This is a genomic window from Acidobacteriota bacterium, from assembly GCA_029861955.1.
In the GTDB taxonomy this organism is placed as follows: domain Bacteria; phylum Acidobacteriota; class Polarisedimenticolia; order Polarisedimenticolales; family Polarisedimenticolaceae; genus JAOTYK01.
Window position 1 is genome coordinate 1 of the sequence record JAOTYK010000003.1, and the last position, 16,888, is coordinate 16,888.

Sequence of the window (16,888 nt, forward strand, 5' to 3'; positions counted from 1 at the left end):
AAACGAAGCATCCCGCCGAGCCGCTGGGCGCATTCGGTGGCACTCGATGCCGATTCGGCACGGTCATCCGGCTCGATGAGGCGATTTTCGATCCCTTGATGATTCTGCTCCCGGTGATAGTGAGCGGCGTACTCGCGAGTTGCTTTCCGAAGCGACCGTTCGCCGAAGAAGATCATTCGATTGAGACACTCATCCTTGATCGACCTGACAAATCGCTCGGCATAGGCGTTCAGGTTGGGGGAACGGTAGGGCAGTCGGACGACTTCGATGCCGGCATCGTTCAAGAGATTCCTGAACGCAGTGGAGAACTTGGAATCCCTGTCGAGGATGAGGAACCGCTTCTCAGCTAGAGATCCATCAAGCGGATCAGTGAGATTGCGACCGATCTGCATCATCCATGGCTCAGCTGGGCTGGGAGTGATTCCAGCAATGTCGATGCGGCGTGTCGCGAGTTCGATCACGAAGAAGACATAGAACGTAACGAGACCACGTGGTGCCCAGACTTCGACGGTGAAGAAGTCGGCAGCGGCGATGACACTCCAATGGGCTTCAAGGAACTGGCCCCACGTCGTTCGCTTGCCCCGCTCCGGAGCAGGGTCGATTCCATGATTCTCCAGGATGTTACTGATCGTGGTGCGCCCGACTCGATGGCCGACGTTCTGAAGTGCCCCCTGGATTCGCGTGTACCCCCAGCGAGGATTTTCGCTGGCCATGCGGACGACCAGTTCGGTGATGATCTCCATGACCCGAGGCCGACCGGGAGATCGGCGCTCGTGGGTCCACTTCTGGGCAACGAGTTGCCGGTGCCAGCGGAGGATCGTGTCGGGCGTGACGAGCGACGCTACCTCGGTGAGCGCCCGTCGCCCAATTACTCAGCCGGAGTCTCTTGCGTCCAAGTTGCTCCTTCAAGACGCAGTTTTCTTCTCGAAGATAGTCAATGACTGCGTCTTGTTGACGCGTGATCCATCCGGCCATCGCGGCCACGAGGATCTGCCAGGGATTGATCACGGTTGCCATCCAGCGATCGTAGCCAGGTCGAGCACGGATCGACAGCTATCGACGTGACGGTGTACGGGCTAGAATTCCAAGGATTGAGGTTCGGCTGAGTACTTGGACAGCACGGGCACCGTGTAGGAACCCGGAGTCAGGGATCAACCGTCACCGACTGCGTGTCGCCGGTGAAATCCTTTACTTGTAAGCATCGATAAAAAGAGAAAGGTTTTCACCGTTATGGTCCGTGTACGGCCAGTAGTCGATATCAACAAGCTCTTTAACATCGCTCTTCTTGAAATCGCTTTTGACTATCTTCTGGAATCCACCTTTCTTCAAGAGTATTTTCGCCGTTTCGAAATCATAGCCGTATTTGTGCTCTCCCTGCTGCTGCAGGGCGTACATTAGGTGATCAAGATTTGTCGTACACCACGACGGATGCAATTCACTCTGGACGTTAAAAAACTCTCGGTTCTTTCGAGTATAAGCGTTGATAATCTTTTCAATGTCCGGAACGGCAACGCGCAGAACTCCTCCGTCGTCCAGGAGTCGGTAGCATTCTGTAACGAAATCGAGAGCTTCGGTTCTGTAGTCAAGGTGTTCAAGGAAGTGAGAGGAATAAATGTAGCTCGTCGAGTTGTCGCCGAATTTTCGCAGCCCGCCGGGCAATCGAATCGTGAGGATTTCGCGGTTCCGCTTCAAGTCGATATTGATCCACTCATCCAAAATCGTCCATCCGCAGCCAAGGTGAAGCCTTAGGTTGCCGTGTTCTTGTGCCCGCTCAATCGCTTTCTTGTGGAGCGCGTAGCAGAGCGGCACGTAAATCGACAATGGCAGCCGAAAGGCAATCGCCTTGATTACGTTCTTGATATGCTTTTTCAATTTGTTGTTTCCACTTCCTAGCGCCGCTGCATAACGTATTTGAAGAGATCTTGACGGGCACTTTCCCACGCTGACATTAAGATAAACTCGTCAAAAATGCCTGTCAACAAAGTCTCGATTGCTGAACGAACAGACTAAACTGCTTCGTGGGCGTACTGTCCAAAAACTCGGCCGACCGTCACTTCGAGTTGACGAGTGTCAGGTAAATCGATCTACGCTGCGACCCGATGGTAGAAACGAAGCATCCCGCCGAGCCGCTGGGCGCATTCGGTGGCACTCGATGCCGATTCGGCACGGTCATCCGGCTCGATGAGGCGATTTTCGATCCCTTGATGATTCTGCTCCCGGTGATAGTGAGCGGGGTACTCGCGAGTTGCTTTCCGAAGCGACCGTTCGCCGAAGAAGATCATTCGATTGAGACACTCATCCTTGATCGACCTGACAAATCGCTCGGCATAGGCGTTCAGGTTGGGGGAACGGTGGGGCAGTCGGACGACTTCGATGCCGGCATCGTTCAGGAGATTCCTGAACGCAGTGGAGAACTTGGAATCCCGTAGGGTCCATTTATTGGATTGCTCCCGCGAATAAGGTCACTGAACCGGGCACGAACCTGTCTGGCAAGTGTCACGCCACCCGTCGTTGGTAGTTCTACTCTTCGCAAACTCTACGCAACGCCATGGAATTCCTGGACACTGCTGAAGGCTAATAAAGGTGTCCAAAAAGTGACATAGAGGACGGAAAACCTGGACCTCAACGGACACCATGGACATCAAAAACAAAGGTGTTCCGCAAAACTCCAGTAACCACGAACATCTGAATCGGACTCATAATCCGCTGGTCCCTGGTTGGCTTCGCCGCGCCTGCGGCGTCGAGTCCTGGTGGGCCCACCATTTCAAGTTGTTGTGAGGCAATGGGTTGGGGCGTTGAGGGCGGACACGGTCGAAGGACGCGACTAGGAAAAGTGTCCAAACTGAAACGGGAAAGACCGATCACAACTGCAGTGCGTGGCCCTGTGCAAGAGACTTAGTGACCGTCTTCCAGGAGTTCCGACATGCCACGCCGTCGCCATCTAGTGATCGTAGCCAGATCGAGAACTGATCGGCAGCTATCGACGTGACGGTGTACGGGCTAGAATCCCAAGGATTCAGGTTCGGCCCAGTAATTGGACAGTACGCGCACCAGCCCCGTAACGGATTGAAGAGCGGATCGGATGTGCGACAGAACCGGCCCAAAATCCGTCTTGGGCCGAAAAACCGCCACCATTTTCTCGTGATCGACTATTTTTCGAGAGCCTGGAGCGTCGGCGGCGTTATCCGTGGGTGAGGGCCAGACATGAAGCAACCGACGCCGCGAGACCTGTTCGATCGCCACCACTTGCCGGTATTCCGCTTCTTGCGCCGGCTCGTCGGTGGCCATCAGCAAGCCGAGGACCTGACCCAGGAGGTCTTTCTCCGGGTCGTCCGCGGCATCGAATCCTATCGTGTCGAGGAACGTGAAGCAGCCTGGGTCTTCACCATCGCCCGAAACGTTTACCGCGACCACCAACGCAACGCAGCGCGCCGGCCCGAACCGGTCAGCCTCGAGGTTGCCGGTCCGGTCCCGATCGATCCCGTGCAGCATCTGTCGCGCAGCATCGTCGAAGCGCTACAGCATCTGGCGGAGCCCGAACGTGAAGCGTTCCTGATGCGCGAGGTGTCCGGGATGAGCTATGTGGAAATCGCCGCCGCCGTCGAGGCGACCCCCGACGCCGTGCGCAACCGGATCCATCGGGCACGGGGCTCGTTGCGCCGGTTGCTCTCGACCAAACTGAGCAAAGTTCGTTCGAACGTCCTCAAGGAGGCCTGATCATGACCCGCGAACCGAACGAGATTCTGTCAGCGTTCCTGGACGGTGAGGCCGTCGAGGATCTGGCGCTCGCCGAGGCGCTCGCCGCTCCCGGTGGGCGTGAGACGCTCGTCGATTTCGTCTTGCTGCGCGGTGCGATGACGTCGGCCGCGGATCGGCCCGGCGCAGAGTTCTACAAGAACATGGATGCGCTGCTGGAGCCGCAGGCGCGGAAACGCCCGTGGCGGACGCTTGCCGCCGCGGCGGCAGTGGTCGCGTTCCTGGCGCTGGGTGTGTGGTCGCTGCGTCCGACCGAGACGGTCCAGATCGATCCACCGACGCCGGCTCCCGAGGCGTCGCGCACGTTGCACTTCGAACGCGGCGTGGACTGGGAAGGGCAGGGCTGATGAACAAGAAAGGGGATCGCATGAAAGGACTCTCGACGCTTTTGATGATCGTCGTGGCGGGAACCGTCTCGGCGCAAGATGTACAACAGCGGACTCCCGGTCGATTGCATGACGAGGCCGTCGCCGTCACCCTGGTGCGCTGGACGACCGACGCCGACGGCGCCAAGCGCGAGACAGGCTCCGCCGACATCGCGCTGAGGGTACGCGAGCGCGGGAGTATCCATGCCTCCACCGGTTTCGTGCGTGACGACGGAGCGGTGCTCGACCCGTTGTGCAGCAACTCGATCGGCGGGGGCGGCGATCACCGGGAGTTGCTCGACGGTTCCGCTCACCTGTGGTGGGTCGATGTCGAGGTCGTGGAGGCCACGACACAGCGGATCGAGCTGGCGATCGACTGGAACCGCCACGATCGGGACGACGCGGGAAACTCGCGCGTTGCCCGTGAGGGTCGGCGCACGATCGTGCTCGAGGAGGAGCAGAGTCACGTGATCGACTTCCTCGAGCCCGATGTCGACCCCGAGGCCGCCGGCCGCTGTGGCCTGAACGTCCTGTACGAACTGAGCGCCAGCGTGATCGAGGATCCGAAGCTCGCCGATACGCGGTTGCAGTATTTCTTCTGGGTCTTCGATTACGAGGACGGCAATCGGCAGTTCCACACGGTTTACGCCAGCGGGACGCAGGGCGAACAGGTGGAGGTCGAGCCCGTGTCGCTCCGCTGGCCCATCGTACGACGGACACCCGACGGGAAAACGGCCGACGTGGTCGCCGAGATCCGGGCGTCTCTACGCGGTCGCAAGCGTGTCGACGGATCGATCGACCTGTATCTCGGAGCCCGCCGAAAGATCGGTGTCGCTCGACCGGGCCTGGCGCCCCGGGGGGGCGTCGGCGGCGGAGGACATCGCATGTTCAACATTCGACCCGGAGAGACGATCGAACTAGTGATGCCAAAACCGCAGGGCTGGAGTACGGAGCGGATCGACCCGGCGGGCAAGCGCGGACAGGTCGAATCCGAACCCGACGCCGAGGGGATCGCGGTGGCCGAGAATACCGTCCGGGTCAAGTTCGGTTCTTTTTTCGCCGAGCGCAGCATGTCGATCTTCGTGACGGCCACTTTGTTGGACGATGACGAGGAGAGTGTCACGGGTGCCGTTCCGTGAGCCGCTTCAGACGGCCTTGACCGAGCGCCGCAGCACCCACGCGTCGGCCGCCGCGAGAATGGCTTCCACGATGACCCACCGGAACCCCGGCAACAACGTCGTTGCCGCGCCTACGGCGTCGAGTCCTGGTGGGTCCACCACTGCCCGGTATTAGACGGTATAATCGACTCATGGATCGTTCTGTACTCAACCATGACACATCCCGGCAAGCAGAGGATCTCCAGGTCGAACTGTGGCGCCGGATGTCTCAACTTTCGAAGATCCAGACGGTGAGTGCACTTTCGCGTTCCGTTTTGCAGTTATCGCTTACTGGGATTCGCCAGCGTTTTCCTGAAGCAACGGATCGCGAATGCAAGATTCGTCTCGCTCGGCTCACCCTGGGCCCCGAACTGGCCAATCGGGCATATCCTGAATCCTCCAAGTTGACCGGATACTGAAGTTGCCGGCAGACCCCATTCAGGTCGCACTGGAAGTAGCGAATGCACTTGAGAGTTGTGGTTTGTGTTACCTGGTCGGCGGATCGCTTGCAAGTTCACTCAGTGGCGAACCACGTTCCACTTTAGACGTTGACCTTGTCGTCTCAATCTCCGAGAGCGACGTCCAGCCATTCATCGACAGACTAGGCGACGAGTTCTACGCTGAGCCGGACTCCCTCCGGCGTGCAATCCGCGATAGATCGAGTATGAACATCATCCACTACGGATCATCGATGAAAGTCGATCTATTCATCGTAGGTGGTTCTGTCCTCGATGAGCAGCAGATGAAACGACGGCAACGAGTCCAGGTTGCATCCGATCCCGATCGCTACCTGTATTTCTACACCGCCGAGGATATTCTGCTCCAGAAGTTGAACTGGTATCGCGCGGGGAACGAACACTCCGATCGACAGTGGCGGGACATCCTGGGGATCATCCTCGTTCAGTCGGGATTGGATGATGCATACTTACAGGACGGCGCCAAGAAATTGGGAGTTGTCGATTTACTCGACCGCGCAATGCGCGAAGGGCGAAACTCCTAGACCCATTTTCACGATTCAATCTGGAGCGCTGGCTAGTGTCCAAAAAGTGACATTGGGGACGGATACCCTGGACCTCAACGGACACCATGGACATCAAATACAACGGTGTTCCGCAAAACTCCAACATCCAAGAACATCTGAAGCGGACTCATGATCCGCTGGTCCCAGGTTGGCTTCGCCGCGCCTTCGGCGTCGAGTCCTGGTGGGCCCACCACACCGCAACCCCGTCAGGGTATGCTCTGCTCCTTGTTCGAAAAAAGGGGAACGGCAAAGTGGCTATCGAGTCCGGACAACAACTGCTCCACTACCGTCTGATCGAAGAAATCAGCGCGGCGTCAAGGTCCGATAATATGCCCTTACGTGAACTCCAAGACTTCGCGATGAGGCTGAAACGGGCCCCGGGCGGCCCGGAGGGACCGACGACTAGTGCAACTCGGCCGCGCGGATCTTTTCCCACTGCGAGCGGGTCAGAGCCGGACTGAGCTCGCCCAGGCCGGAGAGCGTGGTGTGCAGATTGAAGCCCGAGATACCGCTCTGCCGGACGAACCGGGCCAGCCCCCGGTAAAAGCGCGGCGTGTACTCCCACTCGTCGACGATCTGGAACGACACCCAGGGATCGGTCCCGGTCAGCGCACGGATGTCGAAAATAGCGGTCTGCCAGTACGGCGAAGCGATGGGAACCCAGTAAGTGCCGGGGAAGACCAGCATGATCTCGTCGGCGACCTGCGCCAGGGCCTGCAGGTCCTGATGCCCGACCTCCACCGGGCTCAGCCCGTAGTAGCGGTTCTCGATGGCGAAGGGATAACCGGTCACAACCGTCTCCACGTCCGGGTCGACGGCCTTGATCGTGTTGATCAACGTCGTGGCATAGTCGGTGATCTCGTCCGCCATCCACGACGGTCCGTTCGGACAGTCGGCGTGCCCCATCGTGTCGGTATTCCCGAAGAGATTGGCAAAGAACAGGTAGTCGAGAACGACACCGTCAACTTCGTAGTTCGAGACCAGGTTCTGCAGCAGGGTGACGAGTTGGTCCTCGTACGCCTGGACGCACGGTGATAGGTTCAGGTTCGGGTACCCGCCGCTGCTGTACTCGTTCAGTTTTTGTAACCAGTCGGGTTGTTCCCCGGCGGTCTGACGGTCCGCCAGCGTGGCAAAACCGGCGTAGACCTTTTTCCCCCGGGCGTGGGCCTCCTGGATCAGCGGACCCAGGGCGTCGGACTGCTCTCTCACCGCCCAGCCGCTGGAACTGAAATAGAGATAGCCCTTCAGACTCTTCACGGTCAGGACCAACGTGTCGAAGTCCCCCGATTGGTCCACGACGTAGGGAGCGCCGTAGTCCAGCACGTCCCGCGGGTTGATGTAGACGCTCGTCCGTTCCTCGACGGCGGCGGGAACCGGTTCGAGGCCGCTGACGGCGTTGATGCGAGCGATGAAGTCGTCACCGGAAGTGGGATGCGGCATGTTCTTGGTCCCCGGCGGGACCGGGTCGTAGTAGAACGAATTGTCGAGCGGGTCGGATCCGTACGGAGCATGGGTGTCGATGTTGATCCAGCCCTGGTTTGAAAAATAAGCGGCGCCCGCGGTAGACGACGGAATACCCACGGTACGAAATAGGTGAGAGATGATCTTCCGTGGAACGCCGCTGGTGTGGAAGAAGTGGTTCTCGATCTCCCACCCTGAGCGATCCCCCCAGAATTGGGTCTTGCCACTGGTATAGCCCACGGTGTTCAACCACTGATCGAGACACCAATCGTAGAACTTCTCGCCGGCCTGATACGCGTTGTGCGTGTTGCCGTAAATGTCACGTGCCAGTTTGAGCATGCTGTACTGATGCGCCGACGATCCGTAGTAACGCCGTGAATGGTTGGGGAAGAACGCGGTGCCGTCGGACTGCTCGAGAGCGGACGTGTAGTCCTCGAAACCTGCCGGCGTCGACCAGGGGACCAGACCTTCGGCGGAAATGATGTACCGATTCCACAGCTCGGGAAGGTAGCCCTGGAATTCCCGCGCGCGTAACAACCCCGCGGCGTAGTAGACCAGCTCGGCGTAACGGACCTCGGCGGTCGTCCCCTGGACCGTCAGGCTCGACGGGTATTCGCCGCTTGCGATGTAGACGTCGTCCAGTTGTCGCAGCAGAGCTAAGTACTCGTCACGGGTGAAGGGACGATCGTAATACGTGTCCTCGAGCGTGATGCCGGGGTAGGGGTTGTTGGGTGGGATCAGCCCGGCCGGGGCCTGGGGCGGGGGAAACGGATCCTCGGACGTCATCGCTAGAAGGGATCTCGACGACAGGTGCAGGAACTCAGCCGAGTTAATGAATTGTCCACCGTAGAGGATGCTCTCGTCCAGCATGCGCAACGTTTCCATCGAACCCGCAAGATCCGTCGACGAGGCCAGCAGGTCGTCGAGGACCTGCGGTCGACTCGTCACGTTGTAGAACCACAGATCGCCTGCGGGAGGACTGTCGGTCCAGGTTGTCAGGAGGGTCTGGGCGATTTCGGCCGCAACCCCAGGCAGCGCCCCCGGGTCGACGGACCGATAGATTTCGTAGTCCGGTTGCTTGCCGCTCCACGACAAGGTGACCTGCGAGGCCGCGGGTCCGCGGCTCACGGTCAGTGTCACGCCGTCCCCGGCAACCGACGGCTGGCAGACGGCGCCGGCGATCCAAAGGACGACCAGCCAGGCGACGAGTGTTCCCTGGGTCGCATGAGATCGCATGAGCACCTCCGAATGTAGGAAAGACATCATTATATAAGGATCCTCGGAGAGGTCGATTCTGAATCGCGTGCTGTCCATTTATTGGGCCGACCGACATTTCGAGTTGATGCGCGACTCGCAAATCGATCTACGCAGCGGCGCGATGGTAGAAGCGCAACATTCCGCCGAGCCGCTGGGCGCACTCGATCCACCATGCTTATGTGATTGCTGTTGTTTTACTTATCGTTCCGTCGGTAAAATGGACAAGCGGCCTTTCCACCGAGCATCCGAATATCGGCTCCGTCCTGGGTCCGACAATACGCCCGCTGATCGACGGCGATCTTGCGGGGATCGAGGCCTCGACGGATCAGCCGGCGCGCTGCGGAAGTTCGGACGCGTGCCGCATTGGAAGGTGGACTAAAACAATGACTCAAAGCCTGACACGGGTCGGAGCTTGGTTGGCAGATTCCAGAGCCGGCCGATTGACCGCACTGATCATCATCACGGCACTAGGCGTCTGGATAACGCCAGCCGGAATACTGCTGATCTTCATCTGGAAGTTTCTGACAAAGACCAAGATGAAAGAGCTGGGGTTCTGGAGACCTCGGAGTTGGGTCAAGACCATAGCTTTCGGGATAGTCCTCGGAGTATTCCTCAAGCTGATCTTCAAGTCCCTGGTCATACCCCTGGTCGGAGTTGAATCGTCAGGAGGCACGTTTGACTTCCTCGAGGGTAATCTGAGTGCCGCACTCGGTTTCGGGCTGTTTGTGATCTTTTCTGCGGGGTTCGGAGAGGAGCTCGTTTACCGTGGGTATTTCTTTTCGCGAGTAGCGCAAATGTTCGGTTCTACTCGAACGATCAAAGTCTCGACGGTCTTGCTCGGCAGTCTGATCTTCGGCATACCGCATATCTACCAAGGTGTGAATGGTGCCATTCAAGCGACATTGATGGGTGTGATTATCGGGGTCATGTACTTCAAGAACCACGGAAACCTCTGGCTGTTGATTGTCATGCACGCGTGTTTCGATCTCTTCGCCATCTACCTCATCTACAGTGATCTCGATAGCCAGGTTGCTCGTTGGTTTTTCTAGCGCGCGTCATGGGCGAGCGTCGCCGCGCCTGCGGCGTCGAGTCCTGGTGGGCCCACCATTTCAAGTGGTTGTAGTGCAATGGGTTGGGGTGATGAGGGCGAGCACGACTGCAGGGCGCGATTCCGAAAAGTGTCCAAAAAGTGCTCAAACTGAAATGGGAAAGACCGATCGACAGCTATCGACGTGACGGTGTACGGGTTAGAACTGCCCGGATTCAGGCTCGGCCGAGTACCTGGACAGCACGCTCGTCTTACGTCGTACCGCGCAACGGATCCCGTTACTTCGCGCCGACGGCCCAGTCCGGTAGCACGCCGGGCTCGATAGCGAAGACCGTGACGCCCAAGGTGTAGAACATGAGTGTGATCAACACGACTGCGATCAGGTTGAGCACCAGACCGACCTTCGCCATCTCGGCGATCCGAACCCGTCCGCTCGCGAAGATGACGGCGTTGGGGGGCGTCGCCACCGGCATCATGAACGCACAGGACGCCGCGAGCGTGGCCGGCACCATCAGCATCAGCGGGTTGAGCCCCAGCGTGGTGGCGGCCGATGCCAGGATGGGCAGAAACAGCTCGGTCGTCGCGGTGTTGGACGTGAGTTCGGTAAGAAAGGTCAGGACGGTGCACACGCCGGCAATCATCAAAGGCGGCGAGAACCCTTCGAGTCCGGCGAACTGTTGTCCAACGTAGCCGGAAAGCCCGGTGCTCTGAAAGCCGCTCGCCAGGGCGAAGCCGCCGCCGAACAGCAGCACGATGTGCCAGGGGACACGGCGAAAAACGCCGACGTCGAGCACGGCGCGGCCTGCCTGCGGGTCCGAGGCCCGCGAAGGGATCAGGAACAGCAGCAAGGCCATCGCCATCGCCACCGTCCCATCATCGATCAACTCTGGAAACGGAAGCAGCCCGGCCCAGCCAGGTACCGTGAGCCCCCCGAGCTGAAGGTCTTGGCGGAAGACCCACAGCACTGCGGTGCACAGGAAGACGACCAGCACCACCGCTTCCGCAAAGCGCAGCGGACCCAGCCGTCGATAGTTTTGCAGAACCACCTCTCGCGACAACCGTAGGCTCGGGGGCGAGCGGAAGAACACCCGGGTCAATAGCAGCCAGATCACGAGCAGCATGCCGGCGCTCAACGGTAGGCCGATCAGCATCCACTGGCCGAAGCCGATCGGTTCGGCGTCCGGAAAGACGATCTCGAAGATGCGCACGAACGAGAGATTGGGAGGCGTCCCCACCAGCGTGGCCATGCCCCCCACGCTCGCCCCGTAGGCGATGGCGAGTAACATGGCAGTGCTCAACGGCCGGACCCGTTCCTGGCCCAGCGTGCGCTCCAGCTCACCGATGATCGCCAGGCCGATGGCCAGCATCATGATCGACGTGGCCGTGTTGGAGATCCACATCGACAGCATTGCCGAAGCGAGCATGAAGCTGAGCACCAGCCGCGAGGGTCCCCCGCCGATCAACCGGATGATCCACAGGGCAATCCGCTCGTGCAAGCCCCAGCGTTCCATGGCCAGCGCGATCATGAATCCTCCGACGAACAGGAAGATGACGTGGTTGACGTAGATCGGGGCGGTCTGCCGGCCGTCCATGATCCCCAGAAGCGGGTAGAGAACGAGCGGCAGCAGGGAAGTGGCCGCCAGCGGGATCGCCTCGCTGATCCACCACACCGCCATCAGCGTCGCCACCGCGGCCATGCGGGTCACCTGCGGCTCGCCGGGCTGCAGATCGGCAAACCCAACGACGACGAGGAACAGGGCGGGACCCAACCATAGACCGATACGACGCCCCATCGCACCGTCGGATCCCGAGGATTCTGTGGCCGGCTCCGTCAAGAAGCGTCCCTCCGACGCAGGTCATTCTACGCGACTCGTCACCGCGATGGACTGCTCGGTGCCGGAGGCAGGACTCGCCGTCGCACTGGAATGGACAAGCGGCCTTTGCGTCAGTACGGCCCCAGACATCCGGGATCCTCCCGCGCGGCAACCTGATAGTAGGCTGTGCCGGTCGGTGTCGGAAGCAACAACCCCGGTGTGCCGCCGGTCGCTGCGCCTTCAGGTAGAACGATCCCATCCGCCGTCTCGCTGCTGAGAACGACGTAGTCGGTGGGTGGCGTGATCAGGTCCGTCCAGGTAAAACGCAACTCCGTTCCCTCAACGCTCAACGTCAGATTCTCCACGACGTCAACCGGAGGTGTGGTGGGGCAGGTCACCGTGACCTGGAGCGAGTCGTCGTTCTCCGCAAACATCCCGGTCTGGTCCACCGCCGTGACTCTGGCGGTGTAGGTGCCGGTGGAACTGAAGACGACCGGGTGCGGGCCGTCACCCGTGACATCCGGCGCGGCTCCAGGAAAGCTCCAGCGCAGCTCCACCGAATCGCCGTCCGCGTCAGACGAACTGCCGCTGAACTGGACCGTATCTCCCGCCGACACGGTCGGATTGGGCGCCGGCGAGACGATCGATGCGACCGGGGGGTGGAAGCGGCAGCGCAGGCTACCCTGAAAGTCGGTCGCCTCGCCGAACCGCGTCTGCCAGGTGTCGCACATGTCGTTCACGGTATCGATGTTGTCGGTCGAGAACTCGCCAGGGCGCACGATCAGCACCATCGGCGCGAGAAAGTCCTGAATCGCGTCGGGGTAGGCCGGCACGCGGGGGCCCTCGGCGGCGATGATCTGATCGACGGTCACCGGCACCCGCACGCCGCTGACGAGGGTGTCGTTGGGCGCCCAGTAGCGGTCCGGCAACGGCGGATTCGAATCGCGGATGTACCACCAGTCCTCGGTACTCTCCGGCGGGATGAGCCCCATGATGTACAACTCGTGTGACGAGAATCCGTTTCCGCCACCCTTGATCACGGTGGGGGAGCTGAACGTCCCGTCGTTGTTGTCCTTCCAGAAGGATCCTCCCATCACCGAGTAGTCGGCGGGCTTGTAGACCGCGCGCACCGCCGGCGTGTGAACCCAGCCGGCGGGGTGACTGTCCGCCGGGTCCAGAACTCGCACGGGTCCGGCGCCCTCGTCGATGGAAAACTGGTAGAGCCAACGATGCGCCAACTCGTGGTTGAGCACCTGCATGCTGGCGATCTCGTCGCCGTGCACCGCCAACTGGTTCAGATGCAGCAGGCCCGGCGAGCGAGGTTCCGCACTCGATCCGTAACCGATCCCGTCGGCTCCGTTGTTACCCCCGGCGTGATATCCGCCACCGAAGAAGAACAGGTCCGTCTGCAGGTTTTGCAAGGCGGGGAAGGCCTCGATCACGGAGGGGTCCTCAAACAGCGGGGCGACGGCGGCAAGCACCTCACCGGGCTGCAGCGCGGGAAGTGTGAAGGCCTCGTAGATCGGCCGGTCGCCGACGGTGGTGGGAAGATCCGCGGTGAGATCGAGCATCATACGACCGTCGGGTGGGGCGAACGTGGCCGTCAGCTCCATCGAGTCGCCGTCCTCGAACGGCGTGTCTCCGCGGAACGTGGTGAACGTCAGATGAATGTCGTTGCCGGTCAACGGTAGGTTCCACAGACGCAGGTTCATCCGTAGCGTGTTGCCCTCGAGTTTCACCTGCTCCGTCACGTAATAGAACTGGCCCCGTTGCCACTGCAGCAGGATCGTGTCGAGGGGGGCAGCCGCCGCGTGGTCCCTCAGTTCGACCTGGTAGAAGAAGCGCTCCGGCGCTGTGGTCGAGGGTGGCGGTCCGGCCAGTTCGATCTCGACCTGCAGCAACTCCGAGGTGCCGACCTGTCGGACCGTTGCACCGAGGAAATCCATCGCGGTATCCTCCGGCGGCGGGATGGGCAGGTCGCCCGCCGGGTCCACCACGCTACCGCCGAGCCGCAGGTCACTCCAGAACGCGTCGTTGCCCGTCACCACGACCGGCGCGCCGTGTTCGATCCCGGAGACGGCGTTGTAGTTCAGCCGGATGCGTCCGTCGGGAAAGAGCACCACCTGGACGTCGAGGTTCGCCGGATTGTCGTACTGCCAGGTGATCACGGCGTGGGTTGCGTCCCCCTGGATGTATGCGTTGCGACCGTAGAGGAACGAGCCGTGCTCGAGCGGGGAGATGCGCGGCAACCGGTCCAGCAGGACGTTGCCCTCGGCGAAGAAGCAGCCTTCCGTGCACAGCCCGACCTTGACCGGCTGGGTCGGTGCCTCGAAGGAGATCATGTTGGAGGTTGTCATCCAGAAAGTCGTGCGGTCCACACCACCGAATGGAAACGCGAAGACGCCGAGCGAGATCTGCTCTGCACGCCAGCCCGACTGGCCCGTCCACACGGCCTGGCCCGTCACCGGTTCGTACGCCGGCGGGATGAACGAGACGGCGTAGCCGTCCCCCGACGGGACGAACTCGATCGATTGCATGGGCAGGGGCAGGTCGAAGACCCGGTCGTTGAGCAGGATGACTCCGGAGTCTTCGATCAGCAGCACGCCGTCCTGAAAGCTCACCATCGGTGACGGGAGATGGTGCGAGCGTCCGGACGCGGTCCCGGTCGGAGCTCGTTTGGCCTGCGCCTCGAGGAAGGAGTCCATGTCTCTTCCGCTCGGGCACCAGGAATCTGTTTGTTGTTGGGGCGCGGGCGGAGCCGCGTGGATCGTGCCGACGACCACCCAGAGGCAGATACCGAGAAGTCTCGAGAATCGCGTCATGAGTTCTCCTCCTGGATCCGTTCACCCATGTATACCGCGATTGGACCGATAGGTCGATCCGCCGCCCGTGCCGTCCAAAAAGTGACATTGAGGATGGAAAACCTGGACGTCAACGGACACCCTGGACATCAAGAACAAAGGCGTTACGCAAAACTCCAGAAACCACGAACCTCTGAAGCGGACTCATAATCCGCGGGTCCCTGGTTGGCGTCGCCGCGCCTGCGGCGTCGAGTCCTGGTGGGCCCACCACACGGCAGCAGTAGGATAGACTCTACTCGTTGTTCGGCATAGGGAAACTGCAAGGTCGCCATCAAGGCCGGGCAACAACTATTTCACTACCGCTTCATCGAGAAAGCGCCAGTCTTAGCAGTTCAACGGATCGCTGATAGATGAAAAGACTGCCAATCATATTGGTCCTGACAATTCTATGCGGCAGTGTCGTGGCTGCCATGATTTGGCACTTGTCTCAGCTTCAATCACGGATGATGGAGTCAACGGCAGTAAGAACGTCGGAGCTTTACTCAGTAGCGCTAGAGCAGTTCCGCACGCTATATACCGCAGAGATTGTAGAAAAGGCGAGGAAGCACGGACTCGAGGTTACGCATGAGTTTGCGTCACGCGACGATGCCATACCGCTGCCGGCGACCTTGAGTATGATGCTTGGTGAGGAAATCGGTAAGCAGGCTTCTGGTGCAACGTCGTATTTATACAGTCCCTACCCATTCAAAATCAGAGAGAGCAATCTTCTTCTTGACGAGTTTAACAGCAAGGCCTGGGACTTCCTCACCGCAAACCCGCAAGAACGGTACTATCGATTTGAACAGCAGGATGATGGCCCACTATTAAAGTATGCAACGGCTGACGTCATGCGACCTCAGTGCATAGCGTGCCACAACAGTCACCCGGATTCGCCGAAAACAGACTGGAAAACGGGGGATGTCCGTGGGGTGCTTGTGGTCACTTTGCCACTGCACGCTATCGCTGCCCAAACCAGGGATGACGTAAGACAAACCGCAATTGTCTATGCCGCCGTTGGTGCTGGAATCGCCGCTATCCTTGGCCTGGTGATCATCAGGCTACGCCAGCAGTCTGAAGAACTGTCGCATAGAGTTAGGGAGCGAACGGCAGATCTGGAATCTGAAATACTCCGACGCAAGAAAACGGAGGAGCGCTTCCGTCAGGCGATCGAGGCTGCCCCGGCGGCAATGATCATGGTTGATCAAGAGGGGACCATCGCGCACGCCAATCATGAGGCCGAAGAATTATTCGGTTATCCAGCCGGACAACTTGTTGGCCAACTAGTCGACAAACTGGTACCCAACGAGAAGCGTGCCCACCACCCGTTGAATCGCGCAGATTATATTGGCCATCCCACCGCCCGTCGGATGGGCGGGCTCGATCTTCTTGCTGAGAAGAAACAGGGAGAGATATTCCCGGCAGAAATACGCCTTAACCCGATCGATACCCCCGATGGAATAGTCGTGCTTTGCTCTATTGTTGACTTGACTGAACGCAAGAAATCCGTAGACACGATATTGGAACAAGCGAATCAGCTGCAAACGGCAAATACTCTTCTAGAGGAGTTGGCTACGACCGATAGCTTAACCAACGTAGCCAACCGGCGCAGTTTGTTTAATCAATTACAAGCAGTATTGCTGTACTCCCGAAGACATCGTCGCCCCTTCTCGATCTTGCTGGCGGACGTTGATCATTTCAAGAAATACAATGATGATCTGGGACATCCCGCTGGTGACAGGGCGCTGAAAACAATCGCGCAAACATTGAAAGATGAGGCCCGTGTTACCGATTTCGTTGCACGTTACGGCGGTGAAGAGTTTGCTGTGTTGCTTCCAGAGACAGGTCACGAGGGGGCGATCTTGGCAGGGGACAAGCTTAGAAGAGCTGTCGCGACTATTTCCGGATTGGATCGCGACGTTACGATCAGCATCGGTGTCGCCACACCGAAGATGGAACAAGACAAGTCCTTCGATGTGGAAGTGATTGGGGAGCAAATCATAGAACAAGCTGATAAGGCCCTTTATCATTCAAAGGAGAGCGGTAGAAACAGAGTCACCCACTTCGATGACTTGGAATAACGCTTGTGGTGCCGAGGGGCCTTGGTAAGGGTCTCCGCTTCTTTTCGGATTGCCGTTGCGAGAGGTCGTTTAACTCTACGCAAACTCTACG

The 16,888-nt window shown here is 59.5% G+C and carries 14 protein-coding genes; 8 read left to right on the forward strand and 6 right to left on the reverse strand.

Going from position 1 to position 16,888, the window contains the following annotated elements; all coding sequences use genetic code 11:
* Both OES25_02090 and OES25_02095 read right to left on the reverse strand, forming a co-directional pair.
* Positions 1 to 743: integrase core domain-containing protein (locus OES25_02090; protein ID MDH3626432.1), on the reverse strand; the 743-nt coding region annotated here is incomplete at its 3' end.
* Positions 744 to 1,188: 445 nt separating this feature from the next.
* Positions 1,189 to 1,872, reverse strand: coding sequence for a methyltransferase domain-containing protein (locus OES25_02095; protein ID MDH3626433.1), 684 nt, complete (start codon positions 1,870 to 1,872; stop codon positions 1,189 to 1,191).
* 227 nt (positions 1,873 to 2,099) lie between these two features.
* On the opposite strand from OES25_02095, the gene OES25_02100 reads away from it, so the two are divergent.
* The 4 genes from OES25_02100 (at position 2,100) to OES25_02115 (ending at position 5,260) form a co-directional block, all read left to right on the forward strand.
* On the forward strand, positions 2,100 to 2,429 hold the full coding sequence (locus OES25_02100) for a hypothetical protein (GenBank protein ID MDH3626434.1): 330 nt from the start codon (positions 2,100 to 2,102) through the stop codon (positions 2,427 to 2,429).
* Between the two features lie 775 nt (positions 2,430 to 3,204).
* Positions 3,205 to 3,717, forward strand: a complete 513-nt coding sequence (locus tag OES25_02105) for an RNA polymerase sigma factor (protein MDH3626435.1) — start codon at positions 3,205 to 3,207, stop codon at positions 3,715 to 3,717.
* Positions 3,718 to 3,719: 2 nt separating this feature from the next.
* Positions 3,720 to 4,103, forward strand: a complete 384-nt coding sequence (locus tag OES25_02110; GenBank protein ID MDH3626436.1) for a hypothetical protein — start codon at positions 3,720 to 3,722, stop codon at positions 4,101 to 4,103.
* Positions 4,103 to 5,260 (forward strand): hypothetical protein, encoded by a 1,158-nt coding sequence (locus OES25_02115; protein MDH3626437.1) that lies wholly within the window; start codon positions 4,103 to 4,105, stop codon positions 5,258 to 5,260. Before OES25_02110 ends, OES25_02115 begins: the two co-directional genes overlap by 1 nt.
* Before the next feature lie 6 nt (positions 5,261 to 5,266).
* On the opposite strand, the gene OES25_02120 is transcribed toward OES25_02115, so the two are convergent.
* Entirely contained in the window at positions 5,267 to 5,401 is a 135-nt protein-coding gene (locus OES25_02120; GenBank protein ID MDH3626438.1) for a hypothetical protein, read from the reverse strand.
* A gap of 29 nt (positions 5,402 to 5,430) precedes the next feature.
* Between OES25_02120 and OES25_02125 the strand changes: the two genes are divergently transcribed.
* Complete coding sequence (locus OES25_02125; protein ID MDH3626439.1) at positions 5,431 to 5,697, forward strand: hypothetical protein; 267 nt, start codon at positions 5,431 to 5,433, stop codon at positions 5,695 to 5,697.
* A gap of 245 nt (positions 5,698 to 5,942) precedes the next feature.
* Entirely contained in the window at positions 5,943 to 6,278 is a 336-nt protein-coding gene (locus OES25_02130; GenBank protein MDH3626440.1) for a hypothetical protein, read from the forward strand.
* Positions 6,279 to 6,701: 423 nt separating this feature from the next.
* Here the strand turns inward: OES25_02130 and OES25_02135 are convergent, their stop codons facing one another.
* The gene (locus tag OES25_02135) at positions 6,702 to 8,996 is read right to left on the reverse strand and encodes a family 10 glycosylhydrolase (GenBank protein MDH3626441.1); all 2,295 of its coding nucleotides are present in this window, start codon (positions 8,994 to 8,996) and stop codon (positions 6,702 to 6,704) included.
* 200 nt (positions 8,997 to 9,196) lie between these two features.
* Between OES25_02135 and OES25_02140 the strand changes: the two genes are divergently transcribed.
* Positions 9,197 to 10,066, forward strand: coding sequence for a CPBP family intramembrane metalloprotease (locus OES25_02140; GenBank protein MDH3626442.1), 870 nt, complete (start codon positions 9,197 to 9,199; stop codon positions 10,064 to 10,066).
* 277 nt (positions 10,067 to 10,343) lie between these two features.
* Here OES25_02140 and OES25_02145 read toward each other — a convergent pair whose 3' ends face one another.
* Positions 10,344 to 11,900, reverse strand: coding sequence for an SLC13 family permease (locus OES25_02145; protein MDH3626443.1), 1,557 nt, complete (start codon positions 11,898 to 11,900; stop codon positions 10,344 to 10,346).
* 110 nt (positions 11,901 to 12,010) lie between these two features.
* Entirely contained in the window at positions 12,011 to 14,701 is a 2,691-nt protein-coding gene (locus OES25_02150; protein MDH3626444.1) for a PKD domain-containing protein, read from the reverse strand.
* Positions 14,702 to 15,090: 389 nt separating this feature from the next.
* On the opposite strand from OES25_02150, the gene OES25_02155 reads away from it, so the two are divergent.
* Entirely contained in the window at positions 15,091 to 16,797 is a 1,707-nt protein-coding gene (locus tag OES25_02155; protein ID MDH3626445.1) for a diguanylate cyclase, read from the forward strand.
* Positions 16,798 to 16,888: the final 91 nt, after the last annotated feature.